The sequence below is a fragment of the Sunxiuqinia sp. A32 genome, from assembly GCF_052690465.1.
On the sequence record NZ_JBQYLI010000004.1, the window covers coordinates 165,799 to 179,649 of the forward strand.

The following is a 13,851-nucleotide window of genomic DNA, read 5'->3' on the forward strand; positions in this document are numbered from 1 at the left end:
TTTTTCAATTAGAATTGGAAAATTGTTTCCTTTATTATTTCACTGACTGTTGGGTGTGGAAAAACGATTTCCTCAACATCCTGTACTCGCAGTTGAGCTTCAATAAGTGCACAAGCACCCCAAATCATTTCAGAACATGCTCCACCAACCATGTGGATTCCCAGAATTTCTTTGTATTTCTTTCCAACGATTACTTTACAGAAACCGTCCTTGCCCTCATTCTCAGCCACAAAACGGCCAGCATAAGCCATCGGCAACTGGCGTGTCACCACTTCAATCCCTTTAGCTTTCGCAGCAGACTCTGTCAAGCCAACTCCAGCAATCTCAGGGTGAGTGTAAACGACTCCCGGGATAGCATTGTAACGCATTACATCTTTACGTCCTAACATATGATTAACGGCTACTTCCCCCTCACGACTGGCAGTATGTGCCAATAGAGAGAATCCGGTAACATCACCGGCAGCATACACATTCGGAATATTTGTCCGGCAATTTTGGTCGATTTTAATTCCTTTAGGCGTAAATTCAACGCCAATATTTTCAAGACCAATGCCCTGAACATTTGCCTTGCGCCCAACCGAAAGCAAAACTTCATCACCCGTTACAGACTCAACGTTGCCATCTTTTTCAAAAATGACTTCCTTGCCCTTTAGCTCAGTTACTTTGGCATTCAAATGATACTCAACTCCACGTTTGGTGAATTCTTTCCGAACAAAAGCAGCAATTTCTTCGTCAACACCTGTTAAGATCTCAGGTAACATTTCTATCACCGTGACTTTTGTCCCCATAGCATTGAAGAAATCAGCAAACTCAGACCCAATCACACCACCACCAATGATGACCAAACTTTTGGGTAGTTCCTTCAGCTTAAGAATTTCACGGTTGGTAGTTACTATATCTTTGTCCAATCCAGGAATTGGAGGAACAGCAGCTTCTGAACCTGAGCAAATCAGCAAACGAGTTGCCTGGTAATCTTTCCCTTCGGCAGTAATTGTAATTACATCACCACGCTTTTCTTTGATGACTGCCTCAGCCATGACAACTTCAGCTTTAGCATGTTTCATTTTAGCCCCTACCCCGGAAACTAATTTGCGTACTACCTTATCTTTACGCTTCATTATTTTTCCAAAGTCAGCAGAAATATTGGAGTCAATATTTATTCCGTATTTCCCAGCTTCGTGAGCATACTCCAAAACTTTTGCTGAATTAAGAAGCGTTTTGGTAGGGATGCAACCTTCGTTTAAACACACCCCTCCCAACGCTCTTTTGTCAAAAATTATTACGCGCATTCCTTTTGCTCCGGCGCGTTCGGCTGCCACATATCCAGCGGGTCCACCACCCAAAATTGCTATATCAAATTTACCACTCATTTTCATGGAATTTAGATCAAAGAATCAAGATTCAAGACTTTGAGGAAAAACATTACTTTAAAACTTCTTGTTTCCTGGTTCTAACATCTTGGTTCTTATTTTTAAATAGTTAGGTTTTCAATTTGCTCTTTAATTTCTTTCAGGAATAAAGTTGCTTCACCTCCATCCAGAGCCTGGTGATCGTATGTCAACGAAAGTCCCATCATCGGCACAAAACCATACACCCCATCACCCAAATCTTTTGGACGGGGAACAATAGTACAAACACCAAGAATTGCAGACTGCGGTAAGTTGATAACCGGTGTAAACATCTCAACCCCATAATTTCCCAAATTAGACACCGTAAAACTTGCAGCTTCCGGCTTCAATAATTCAGGATCGATGCTTCCTTTTCGACATTGTCCTGCAACTGTTGATAATTGGGATGAAAGTCCTTCAATTGAAAGATCATCTGCATTTTTTACAGCCGGCACCATCAAGCCACGTTCTGTGTCAACAGCAAGTCCCAGATGCACTTTTTTAAACCAGCGCATGCTATCGCCAATGAAATGAGTATTGACTTGTGGAAAATTCTTTAACGCTTTGATCACTGCATAGCAAACCAAATCATTAATAGTAATATTTTGTGTTACTTCTCCTGTTTCAAGCTTTTTCTTGAACTCTTTACGCAATGCCATAATTTTTCGTGCATCGGCACTCATGTGGTGAGTTAGCTGAGCCGAATTCTGCAATGACTGGTGCATCGCTTTGGCAATCAACTTACGGATATTGGTTAACTTCTTCACTTCAAAGTCATCAGCATAAACCGGATTGTATGCAATCAAATCAGCGGCAGCGGCACGACCACCTATACCACTTGTTTCTTTTGCGGCTTCTAATCCTTCTGCCAGGGCTTTCTCCTGAGCCAGTGGAGTCAGTTTTGGAAGTGACTCAGCAGCTACTTCAATATCCTGCGCAATAATGCGACCATGAGGCCCTGAACCTTTCACTTTTTCATAGGGAACACCCATTTTCTCTGCCATTACTTTGGCTCTTGGAGAAATTCTCACTTTTCCCTCAGGTTTTTCCTCCAATACAACTTGTGTTTCTTCCTTAATCGTTTCTTTTTCTGAAACTACAGCAACTTCTTTCGATTCGTCATTATGCTCAGAACCAGTTTCTCCCCCCGGACGGAATTCATCCACACTTTCACCAGCTTTTCCAAGAACAGCTACATTTACTAATACTGGAGCTTCATCTCCCTCCTCAAAGAAGATCGCCAACAATTCGCCATCTTCCTTTGCTTCCTCCTCAAAAGAAGCCTTATCGGTTTCATAAGAAAAAAGGATATCACCGGTTTTCACCTGGTCCCCAACCTGCTTGTACCATTCTCCAATTATACAAGTCTCAACAGATTGCCCCTGGCGAGGCAAAATTACTGGAATAGCCATATACGTTTATTTTCACTTGTTAATACATTTCAAAAACAAATTGACATTAGTTAATTCACCAAAAACACTAACCAAAGCCCTATTTAAAACATCAGGTTGTAAACTTACATTTTATAACTTGTATATACAAGTAGCGAAATAAAATTTAATATTTTTTCTTATTTTTGATGATCATTTGATAACATATGCCTGAAGTAAATAAAATACCACAATACAAAAAACTGTACGAGACGCTGCGTAAACACATTATTTCCGGAGTCTACGAAGAAGGAAGTTTATTGCCTTCTGAAAATGAACTTTGTGCGGTACACAACCTCACTAGACCAACAGTAAGACATGCATTAGAAGCTTTAGTACAAGATGGGTTCATCCTGAAAAAACAGGGCAAAGGAAGTATCGTTAGAAAACCGCCTCAAGACATCGGAATTTTATCAATATCAGGAACAGCATCTGCAATTGCCAGACAATATCTGCAAACCCAGATTTTGCAAAAGCCAACTATTACTCCCTGGCCAGAAGATTTTCAATATGATATCACAGAACCGGAGAGAGATTCAGGCTGTATATATCTGGAACGTTTGCGATTTGTCAACGAACAACCAGTCTTTTACGACATCAACCACATCCCCAATATTAACCTTCCTCGTTTCACAAGTCGATCATTTGAAAACAAGTCATTGTTTGACACACTAAGGACTCACTACCAAATTGAAATAAAAGGTGGCGAGCAAAAACTTAAAGCAATTAAGGCTAACGACAAAATTGGGAAATTACTTAAAATAAAAACAGGCGAGCCAGTTTTATATCTTGAACGAAAGTTGTTGACAAACCGAGATGGCTTTCACATCTACTCAACAATCTATTTCAACTCCGAAAAGCACGCAATCAAAGGAATATTTTAAAAAGGAAAATTATTAAAAAGAAGAAGGTGGATATCCGTGCATCCACCCCTAGCTGCACATAAATCTCTTGAGAAGAGACTGGATACCCACCAAAAATTGTTTGTGCAAATTAAACACTATTTTATCAATTCATCAAGTTTTTTTTCTGTTTTGATCCTAAGTTTTGTCACACTTTAATAGGGCAGACACTGCAAAACCTAGATACATTTTACTCATTCTCAGAGCTTAGATCAACTTGATTTCACAATAGCGTAAATTTGAAAATATTTTAAAGAACAATTAAAATTAAGCTAAAATGTTTAAACATACAATGAAAACCACATAAAATATTTATCCACCTAACATCTTTCAATGCTCTATTTTTATTCTTTTTTGATGAATAAATATTCATGCTAGTGTATATTTCTTTCAAAAATCCATAAAAATTTTAATCTTTGCAAAATTAAATAACTTGTTTAAACACAAGGAATGTAAGCAAATAAGAGGATGCATAATTCATAGAAAATGCAAACTCACGAATGCATTCAATGGGTTTACTTGTACAATTAAGAAAATTGCTGAACATCAACATTAAAAAAATTGCAGATGAAAGTATTAAAGTTTGGAGGAACATCGGTAGGAAGTATTGAAAATATGAATGCAGTGATGGATCTCATCACAAATGGAGAAAAAAAGTTGGTTGTACTTTCTGCCATGTCAGGCACAACTAATGCACTCGTTGAAATCGCCGATTATCTAGACAAAAAGAATAAAGATGTTGCCCGCACCCAAACACACAAGCTGGAAAAAAAATACAAAGAAATCGTAAGTGGACTATTCAAAGATCAGGATAGAATAAAAGAAGGAGGCAAGGTTATTAAAAAAAGCTTTGATGCTATTCGGGCTTGTATATCCAAAGGTTACAGTGATGCTGCAGAAAAAGAGATTCTTGCTCAAGGGGAATTGATATCTACCGCACTTTTCACACAACTGATGCTTGAAAATGGATATAACACAAAACTGCTGCCTGCTCTTGATTTTATGCGAATTGACAGTGAAAAAGCCGCTGACTTGAGGGCTATCAGAGAAAACATACAAGAAGTACTTGACAAAGCAGGAGATGCGGATTACTACATCACCCAAGGATTTATATGCAGAAACGCCGATGGCGAAATCGACAACCTACAACGTGGAGGTTCAGATTACACCGCATCTTTAATTGGAGCAGCTATAAAATCAAAAGAAGTTCAAATCTGGACTGATATAGATGGCTTTCACAACAACGACCCTCGTTTTGTTGAAAACACAAAAAAGATAGAGCAACTGTCATTTAATGAGGCAGCCGAGTTAGCTTACTTTGGCGCAAAAATCCTTCATCCTCAAACCGTGCTCCCCGCAAAACTTGAAAATATTCCGGTTCGATTGAAAAATACAATGAATCCAACAGACAGTGGAACTCTAATTACAGCGGATTCAAGCGGTGAAGGAATAAAAGCAGTTGCAGCAAAAGATGGCATAACAGCAATCAAAATACGCTCTTATCGAATGCTGATGGCCTATGGTTTTTTGAAAAGCATTTTTGAAGTTTTCGAATCTTTCAAGACACCCATCGACATGATCTCCACTTCAGAGGTTGCCGTTTCAATAACCATTGACAACACAAAACGTCTCGACCTGATCCTCAAAGAGTTAAAACAATTCGGCGAAGTAGAAGTAGATCAAGATCAAAGCATTATCTGTATTGTTGGAGACATAATTGCTGAAGAAAAAGGTTTCGCAGCCAAGGTGTTCAATGCATTGGAAGGCATCCCAATCAGGATGATTTCATATGGTGGAAGTCGTTACAATATTTCGGTTTTGGTACCTACGATTCAAAAGCAAAGAACCCTACAAGCATTAAGTAAAAATCTTCTAAAATAATTTAGTTCAGTAGTTTGACAACATATAAACTTATTGAAAATAATTCCATTTTAGTTTTTTTAATGGTTTATTAAAACTACATTTGCTCCCTCACACATTTTATTTTTATTTATATGAACATTTTTGTAGGAAACCTCAATTACAATTTAACTGAAGATGATATCAGGGACATTTTTGAGGAGTACGGTGAGTTAAACTCAGTAAAAGTTATTTCTGACAAATTCACTGGAAGAAGTAAAGGTTTTGGATTCGTTGAAATGGCTAACGATGACGAAGCTAAAAAAGCCATTGAAGAATTAAATGGCGCAGAAGTTGAAGGTAGAAACATGGTCGTAAACGAGTCTATCGAGAAAAAGAGAGACAGTCGTGGCGGCGGTGGCGGTAGTCGCGGTGGAAACCGTGGCGGCGGTGGCTTCAACAGAAGAGAAAACAATTTCAGATCTAACTATTAATTTGGATGATCATGAAAGGTACTGTAAAATGGTATGACGAGACCAAAGGTTTTGGTTTCATTCTAACCGAGGATAACAAAGACATCTTTGTACATCGTTCAGGTTTAGTAAATGCCTTTGGCGGTCTGGAACCAGATGAGACCGTAGAATTTGAAATTGGCGAAGGTAAAAAAGGGCCAATTGCAACGAACGTTACTAAAGTAGAATAACTCCGATATTTGAGCGGGGACTTTGAAGAAGTCAGCTCCTCCAATAAAAGATTTTTTACTACTGTTTGAAAAGATCAAACCTGGGTTTTCCCAGGTTTTTTTATGCTATAAACTGAACTTAAAAACTTCGGATGCCTCTTTTCTGGAAGTTAAGACAATCTTATAATTCCCATTACACGGCTTAAAAGACTCCAAAGCTTTATCAGGAGTATTATTCTCACCGGACAAGTGACTTAGCAGCAACATTTCAAGTTGTTCCCCTGCGTGATTCTGTACCAACTCTAAAGCTTGAACATTTGAAAGATGTCCAACTGAAGAGGAAACTCGTCGCTTTAGATAATATGGATAAGGGCCATTCTGAAGCATGTCGTCATCGTAATTAGACTCTAAAAAGACAGCATGACATTTTGAAAAATGATCGATCACCCGATCACATGGTTCACCAATATCAGTCATCACTCCTATCTCTTTCCCTCCATAAGTCAAACGAAATGAGCAAGCCTCAACAGCATCATGTTTCTTTAAGAAAGTTGAAACTTTAATATTTCCAATTTCAATTTCTTGTCCGGGTTCAAACCATCTAACTAATTCAGGTTTTTCAGCTGGACGAATAGCCAGGTAAGTTTTCTTTGTTAGGAAAACAGGTATTCGCAAACGTTTACTCAGCACCCGGGCACCTCGACAGTGATCGCTGTGCTCATGGCTAATAAAAATGGCCTTTACTTTTTCAGCTGATAATTTTCGGGAAGACATCCTCAATTGAATCTGTCTGGCAGACAAACCAACATCCACTAATACCGCAGATTGATCATTTCCTATATAATAGCAATTCCCATTGCTTCCTGAAGCGAGTGCACAAATTTCAAGCATCTTACTAATTTAATCCGGTTGCAGCAATTACATCTTCAGGAGTAATTTCTTTCCCTTTCAACACATAATGGGCCTTTTCATAGAATGGTCTGCGTTTCCCCATCATCTCCTCAATAAAGTCGACCAATTCTTCCGGCGACTTACCTTTTATTAGCGGACGTTCCGTCTTAGAGTGGATCAACCGATTAGCAAGCTCATCAGAATCAACATCCAAAAACACACAGGCTCCACTGTCATTCATATGCTCCATGTTATCAAAAAAGCAGGGAGCACCTCCACCCGTTGCAACAATTACTTTTTCAAATCCGGAGACTTCCATCAAAGCTGCACGTTCCTTTTCACGGAAACTTGCTTCACCCTCTTCTGCAAATATCTGCGGAATGGTTTTAAAAAATTTCTCTTCAATATACTTATCGAGATCAATAAACGACATATTCAACATCTTGGAAAGCTTTCTCCCCATCGTTGATTTGCCACACCCCATATATCCAATCAGGTAAACTCTCATTAAAATAACGACATTTGATTAGTATCTTCTTCATCCTCAGCCTTAGGCTTATTCACTTCGAAAGGAATATCATCGTCTGATTCATTTTCTATTTCCAATTCATCCTCAGGCTTATCATCTTCATCCTTCACAACAGGCTCCAGCTCCGTAATGTTTTCAACCTCATAATTGGTCAAACGCTTTCCTTTTGCTTTATAGGATTTTACACCAATAAATTCGGAGACTTCGATAATCTCATTTTCACGTTCTGCGTTTTTCCCTCCGAATTCCAGCTCCAATCGAGGATAACGAACCCAGGTAATGCTGACTAGCTTATTTTTATCACTCTCACCAATAAAGCTAATTCGCCTACCCATCACCTCATCAATCTCAAACCGCTTGACGTAATAGAAATCCTGATCGCCATCATAGTAAACTACTGACAATACCTTTTGTGAGTCAAATTTTTCGATCACTAAAATATCTGGATCAAAGTGATTGGAAAGATCAAAGTTATACAACTGGTAATCACCATTTTTATAGATCACCAGGATTTTATCATCACCTTGAAACTCCCCTAAAAACTTACCTCTATTATCCGAATTCAACCTCAAAACATCCGAGTCAAACCAAATTTTTCGACCACCCAAAGTTGATACACCTTTTTCTTTTAACTGAATTCGGTGGACATCATTTTTGGTAAGAATATTCCCCATGGCGCCACGACCTTTAATTGCAAGCTCTCCAAAATCAACTTCAAAGATCAGCTTTTTCAAGCGTGGTTTTGGTTTTAATGTGACCCTTAATACTTCTGCCTCCCCATTAGGATTTGCACTAAAATATAAGATTCGGGAACCAGCAGCTCCTCTAGTAATATCGTATTCTTTGTCACGTGTAACGCCAGTTACGGCAAAACGCTTCATATAGTAATTTCCTTGGCGACCATCACGATAAACAACATTGTAAATTGTACGCTTATCATTCTTTTTAAAGACAGCTAAATGCTGAATATTCTTTCCAATAAAAGCTTTATCCGAAACCTTTGTGATGAAATAAGTTCCGTCTTTTCTGAAAACGATTACATCGTCAATATCAGAACAGTCACAAACATATTCGGACTTTTTAAGACTGGTTCCTATGAAACCTTCCTCCCGATCGATATATAGTTTTTCATTGGCAACAACCACCTTCGAAGCTACAATATTCTCGAAACTACGGATTTCAGTTTTACGTTCTTTGCCTTTACCAAACTTATCTTTTATTCGTTGATAATAATCAATTGTAAATGGGATGATATTTTTGATATCACTATTGATTTCAGTAATCTCATCCTCAATTGATTGTATGTGATTATTTGCCTTGTCCGTATTGAATTTTAAGATACGAGCCATCCGGATTTCCATCAGTTTCAGAATATCATTCCTCGTTATCTCACGCATCAACTTTGGTTTCCAGGGAGTCAATCTTTTATCAACGTGGGCAATCGCTTCATCCATACTTTTAGATTGCTCAAACTCCTTATCTTTATAGATACGTTCTTCAATAAATATTTTTTCTAAAGAAGCAAAATGCCAAGCCTCTTCCAACTCACGCTTCCTGATTTCAAGTTCCAGTTTCAACAAGGAAACTGTTTGGTCCGTGTTTTTTCTTAAAATTTCGCTAACACCAATAAATTTCGGTTTGTCGTCTTCAATAACGCATGCATTTGGCGAAATTGAAACTTCACAATCAGTAAAAGCATATAGCGCATCAATGGTTTTATCCGAAGAAACCCCAGATCCCAAATGAACCAGAATCTCAACATTTTCGGAAGTATTATCATCAATTCTCTTGACTTTGATCTTATTTTTATCGTTGGCCTTTATGATTGACTCAATAAGAGTAGTCGTAGTTTTACCAAAAGGAAGTTCGGTAACAGCTAAAGTCTTGTTGTCGATCTTTTCAATTTTAGCCCTTACCTTAACGGCACCACCTCTCAGACCGTCATTATATTTTGAGAAGTCCGCGGAACCACCAGTTGGAAAGTCCGGCAGAATTTCAAATTCTTCATTTTTCAGATGGAGAATTGAAGCGTCAATCAACTCAAGAAAGTTGTGAGGTAGAATTTTAGAAGCCAATCCAACAGCAATCCCTTCAACTCCCTGTGCCAAAAGCAACGGGAATTTCATTGGCAAAGTGATTGGTTCCTTATTGCGGCCATCATAAGACAGTTTCCAGTTCGTTGTTTTGGGGTTGAAGACCACTTCCAGAGCAAACTTTGACAAACGCGCTTCAATATAACGAGGAGCTGCAGATCCATCACCGGTTAGAATGTTTCCCCAGTTTCCCTGCGTATCAACCAACAAATCTTTTTGTCCAAGCTGAACCAATGCATCTCCAATCGATGCATCTCCATGCGGGTGATACTGCATGGTTTGACCAATAATATTCGCCACCTTGTTGTATCTGCCATCATCCATCTCTTTCATGGCATGCATGATGCGACGTTGAACAGGTTTCAGTCCATCATTTACGTAAGGTACTGCACGCTCAAGAATTACATAAGATGCATAATCCAGAAACCAATCCTGGTACATGCCTGACAAGTAGGTTATGTTATCCTTCTTTTCCTGATCCTGGCTGTCTATGTTTTTTTCCTCTTCTGACACGACTGGTAAGTTATATTTTCAACATTGGCCCGAAAGCCTTTACTTTTTTTTGCATTTCAACTGCTACAGCTCATCCTTTTCTACATAAAGGTTATCAATGATGAACTCTTGCCGATCCGGAGTATTTTTCCCCATGTAAAACTCAAGCATCTGAGAAACCGACTCATGCTTTTTCATTTGCACCGGATCCAATCTTATTTCTGGTCCGATAAAATGCTTAAACTCATCTGGCGAAATTTCACCAAGCCCCTTAAATCGGGTGATTTCCGGATTTTTACCCAGTTCTCCGATAGCATTAATTCGCTCCTCATCTGAGTAACAATAAATGGTTTTCTTTTTATTTCGAACTCGGAACAATGGAGTTTGCAAAATATATAAATGACCCTTTTTTACTAATTCAGGAAAAAACTGCAAAAAGAAAGTGATTAGCAACAAACGAATATGCATTCCATCAACATCAGCATCCGTAGCAATAATCACTTTATTATAACGCAAATCTTCCATGCTTTCCTCAATATTCAAGGCAGCCTGTAATAGATTAAACTCTTCATTTTCGTACACGACCTTCTTCGTCAACCCATAAGTATTCAAAGGCTTACCCTTTAAACTAAAAACGGCCTGTGTATTTACATCTCGTGATTTTGTAATCGAACCACTCGCAGAATCTCCCTCGGTAATAAATATTGATGATTCTTCTTTTCGATCTTTATTTGTGTTATAATGAACCCGGCAATCACGCAGTTTTCGATTGTGTAGGTTTGCTTTTTTTGCACGCTGCTTTGCGAGTTTTTTGATTCCTGAAATCGCTTTACGCTCTCGCTCTGATTCCTGAATCCGGCGCAAAAGAACTTCGGCAACATCCTGGTTTTTGTGCAGATAATTATCCAGCTCTTTTTGTATGAAATTAACCACATGGTTTCTCACACTTGGTCCATCGGGGCCAATATCCCTGGAGCCCAATTTAGTTTTAGTTTGAGATTCAAATACAGGTTCTTCCACTTTAATACTGATCGCTGCAATAATGGAAGCCCTAATGTCAGATGGATCAAAATCTTTTTTATAGAAGTCACGAACGGTCTTAACAATAGCTTCTCTGAAAGCAACCAGGTGCGTTCCTCCTTGTGTTGTATGCTGCCCGTTTACAAACGAATAGTAATCTTCACCATACTGGTTGCCATGCGTTATAGCTGATTCAATATCCTCCCCTTTCAGGTGAATAATCGGATACAATGGTTCTGCATCCAGATTTTCCTCCAGCAAATCTTTCAGCCCGTTTTTCGATTGAAATTTTTCGCCGTTATAGTAGATTGCCAAACCCGCATTCAGAAAAGAATAATTCTTCATCATGTTTTCGATGTAATCACTTCGAAAACGATAATTTTTAAAAATATCCCCATCTGGCACAAAACTGACCATTGTCCCATTAGGCTCGTCAGTTGTACCAACATTTTTTTCGTTGACAACCAATCCTCGTGAAAAATCAATCTCTTTGATTTGTCCTTCACGAAATGCCTTAATATTAAACGAAGTTGACAAAGCGTTCACCGCTTTAATACCAACACCATTCAATCCAACCGATTTCTTGAAAACCTCGGAATCATACTTAGCACCGGTATTCATTTTTGAAGCCACATCAAGCAGCTTACCCAATGGAATACCGCGGCCATAATCTCGAACACTTACCAGCTCATTAGAAACCTGAACATCTATCTTTTTACCGAAGCCCATCATGAACTCATCAATCGAATTATCCACGACTTCTTTCAGCAACACATAAATACCATCATCACTGGCTGTACCATCCCCAAGCTTCCCAATATACATTCCAGGGCGTCTCCGGATATGTTCCTGCCAATCAAGCGTCTTTATCGAACCTTCATCATAATTTGGAGTCATACCTATGCATTTTGTCACAAATATAAAGAAAACAAAAGACCATTAAAGTCTTGCACATTTGTCAATAATTAACAGCAAACCGTTGAAAACTTATCAAATCAGCTTAGTTTTTGGAACTTACATTTGGTGATAACTGAGAGCATGTGCTCAATAGCAGATTATGGATTCAAAGATACCGATTTTTAGATTCTCTCAATTTCGTGAATTTTCATTTTAGAATTGTGAAATAAAAACTGAAACGATCCAACAATTAATTGACTTAATCGTTGATATCTCTAAAATTAAGAACAATGAAAATTCTGGTAGTTGGAGCATCTGGAGCAACCGGAAGTTTACTAGTGAATGAATTGCTAAAAAAGGGCAATCATGTCAAAATAATAGTAAGAACTCCTGAGAAGTTGCCTAAATCAGTAAGAAATCATAAAAACCTGGAAATAACAAAAGCTAGCTTACTGGATTTAAGTGATACCGATTTTGCCAAACAGGTAGAAGGATGTGAAGCTGTAGCCTCATGTCTTGGGCATAATATTAATTTGAAAGGCATATACGGACAACCTCGAAAACTGGTTACCGAGGCTACGCGCCGATTATGTCGTGCTATCAAATCCACAAAATCAGAGAAACCTGTCAAATTTGTATTGATGAGCACTTCTGGATATCAAAACCGCGATCTATATGAGCCGATCTCATTTGCTCAAAAAATAGTCATTCGATTACTCCGGTTATTACTCCCTCCACATGTTGACAATGAAAAGGCTGCCGAATACCTTCGAACTCGTATTGGCCAAAACCACGATCAAATTGAATGGGTAGCTGTTCGCCCAGACGGTTTGATTAATGGAGAAAACACCTCAGACTACGAGGCATTCCCTTCTCCTATTCGAAGTGCAATCTTTAATGCCGGGAAAATTAGTCGCATTAACGTCGCTCACTTTATGACTGAATTAGCAACACATGAAGCGGTCTGGACAAAATGGAAAGGACAAATGCCAGTACTCTATGATAAGAAGTACGTTATATAGAATATTGCATGGAAATACTATTTTTGATGAATGGAAAGAGATCAAATCATCGAATTCTATTCGAAATATTCTTCACAATTTGATGCTAAAATTGGCACCCTGGATTTATACGACGAAAGTTACACCAGCTTCATAGAACGGGCGAAAAAGCCAAAGAACTTATTGGATTTGGCATGTGGTCCCGGCAATGTATCCCAGTTCATCAAGAATCTTATCCCAGATACTGAAATTACCTGCGTGGATTTATCAGAAGAAATGCTAACGATCGCCAAACAGAAAATTCCAGATGGAAAATTCTTCAAATCGGATATTTTAGACATTAACATCCCAAAAGAAACTTACGATTTAATTATTTGCGCTTTTGGATTACCATATATCCAATCAGAAGAAATTGACAAACTTGTAGCACAAGTCAATTGTTTTTCTCACCAAGATTCGTTGATCTACATAAGTTGTATGAAAGGGGAAAAATCTGCTATTGAAGAAATTAGTTTTGCAAACAAAGAAAAGCTGATTATTAATTATCACACAAAGGAAAATGTACTGAATGAATTTCGAAAAGGTGGATATGAATTAATCGATTATAAAGAACAAGATTACCCCGAATTGGATGGTTCGGTAACAACAGATATGATTTTCAATTTTAGCAAACAGAATTAGATCTTC

The 13,851-nt window shown here is 38.3% G+C and carries 12 protein-coding genes; 6 read left to right on the top strand and 6 right to left on the bottom strand.

The features are described from left to right. Window positions 1-8: 8 nt before the first annotated feature. Window positions 9-1,370, bottom strand: coding sequence for a dihydrolipoyl dehydrogenase (gene lpdA, locus ACUNWD_RS05465; protein WP_445586771.1), 1,362 nt, complete (start codon window positions 1,368-1,370; stop codon window positions 9-11). A gap of 101 nt (window positions 1,371-1,471) precedes the next feature. Beyond that, complete coding sequence (locus ACUNWD_RS05470; RefSeq protein ID WP_445586772.1) at window positions 1,472-2,800, bottom strand: dihydrolipoamide acetyltransferase family protein; 1,329 nt, start codon at window positions 2,798-2,800, stop codon at window positions 1,472-1,474. A gap of 185 nt (window positions 2,801-2,985) precedes the next feature. On the opposite strand from ACUNWD_RS05470, the gene ACUNWD_RS05475 reads away from it, so the two are divergent. From ACUNWD_RS05475 to ACUNWD_RS05490, 4 genes are all read left to right on the top strand, one after another. Beyond that, on the top strand, window positions 2,986-3,702 hold the full coding sequence (locus ACUNWD_RS05475; RefSeq protein ID WP_445586773.1) for a GntR family transcriptional regulator: 717 nt from the start codon (window positions 2,986-2,988) through the stop codon (window positions 3,700-3,702). Between the two features lie 585 nt (window positions 3,703-4,287). Further along, entirely contained in the window at window positions 4,288-5,601 is a 1,314-nt protein-coding gene (locus ACUNWD_RS05480) for an aspartate kinase (RefSeq protein WP_445586774.1), read from the top strand. A 113-nt stretch (window positions 5,602-5,714) separates the two neighbouring features. Beyond that, window positions 5,715-6,053: an RNA recognition motif domain-containing protein gene (locus ACUNWD_RS05485; protein WP_445586775.1), complete on the top strand. Its 339-nt coding sequence runs from the start codon at window positions 5,715-5,717 to the stop codon at window positions 6,051-6,053. Between the two features lie 11 nt (window positions 6,054-6,064). After that, window positions 6,065-6,262 (top strand): cold-shock protein, encoded by a 198-nt coding sequence (locus ACUNWD_RS05490; protein ID WP_445586776.1) that lies wholly within the window; start codon window positions 6,065-6,067, stop codon window positions 6,260-6,262. Window positions 6,263-6,367: 105 nt separating this feature from the next. Here the strand turns inward: ACUNWD_RS05490 and ACUNWD_RS05495 are convergent, their stop codons facing one another. From ACUNWD_RS05495 to ACUNWD_RS05510, 4 genes are all read right to left on the bottom strand, one after another. Next, entirely contained in the window at window positions 6,368-7,132 is a 765-nt protein-coding gene (locus ACUNWD_RS05495) for an MBL fold metallo-hydrolase (RefSeq protein ID WP_445586777.1), read from the bottom strand. 4 nt (window positions 7,133-7,136) lie between these two features. After that, on the bottom strand, window positions 7,137-7,640 hold the full coding sequence (locus ACUNWD_RS05500; protein WP_445586778.1) for a shikimate kinase: 504 nt from the start codon (window positions 7,638-7,640) through the stop codon (window positions 7,137-7,139). After that, window positions 7,640-10,267, bottom strand: coding sequence for a DNA gyrase/topoisomerase IV subunit A (locus ACUNWD_RS05505; RefSeq protein WP_445586779.1), 2,628 nt, complete (start codon window positions 10,265-10,267; stop codon window positions 7,640-7,642). The genes ACUNWD_RS05500 and ACUNWD_RS05505 overlap by 1 nt, the downstream gene beginning before the upstream one ends. A 63-nt stretch (window positions 10,268-10,330) precedes the next feature. Then, a complete protein-coding gene (locus ACUNWD_RS05510) occupies window positions 10,331-12,163 on the bottom strand; it encodes a DNA topoisomerase IV subunit B (RefSeq protein ID WP_445586780.1) in 1,833 nt (610 codons plus the stop codon). A 290-nt stretch (window positions 12,164-12,453) separates the two neighbouring features. Between ACUNWD_RS05510 and ACUNWD_RS05515 the strand changes: the two genes are divergently transcribed. Both ACUNWD_RS05515 and ACUNWD_RS05520 read left to right on the top strand, forming a co-directional pair. Then, the gene (locus ACUNWD_RS05515) at window positions 12,454-13,185 is read left to right on the top strand and encodes an NAD(P)-dependent oxidoreductase (protein WP_445586781.1); all 732 of its coding nucleotides are present in this window, start codon (window positions 12,454-12,456) and stop codon (window positions 13,183-13,185) included. A 30-nt stretch (window positions 13,186-13,215) separates the two neighbouring features. Next, on the top strand, window positions 13,216-13,845 hold the full coding sequence (locus tag ACUNWD_RS05520; RefSeq protein ID WP_445586782.1) for a class I SAM-dependent DNA methyltransferase: 630 nt from the start codon (window positions 13,216-13,218) through the stop codon (window positions 13,843-13,845). Window positions 13,846-13,851: the final 6 nt, after the last annotated feature.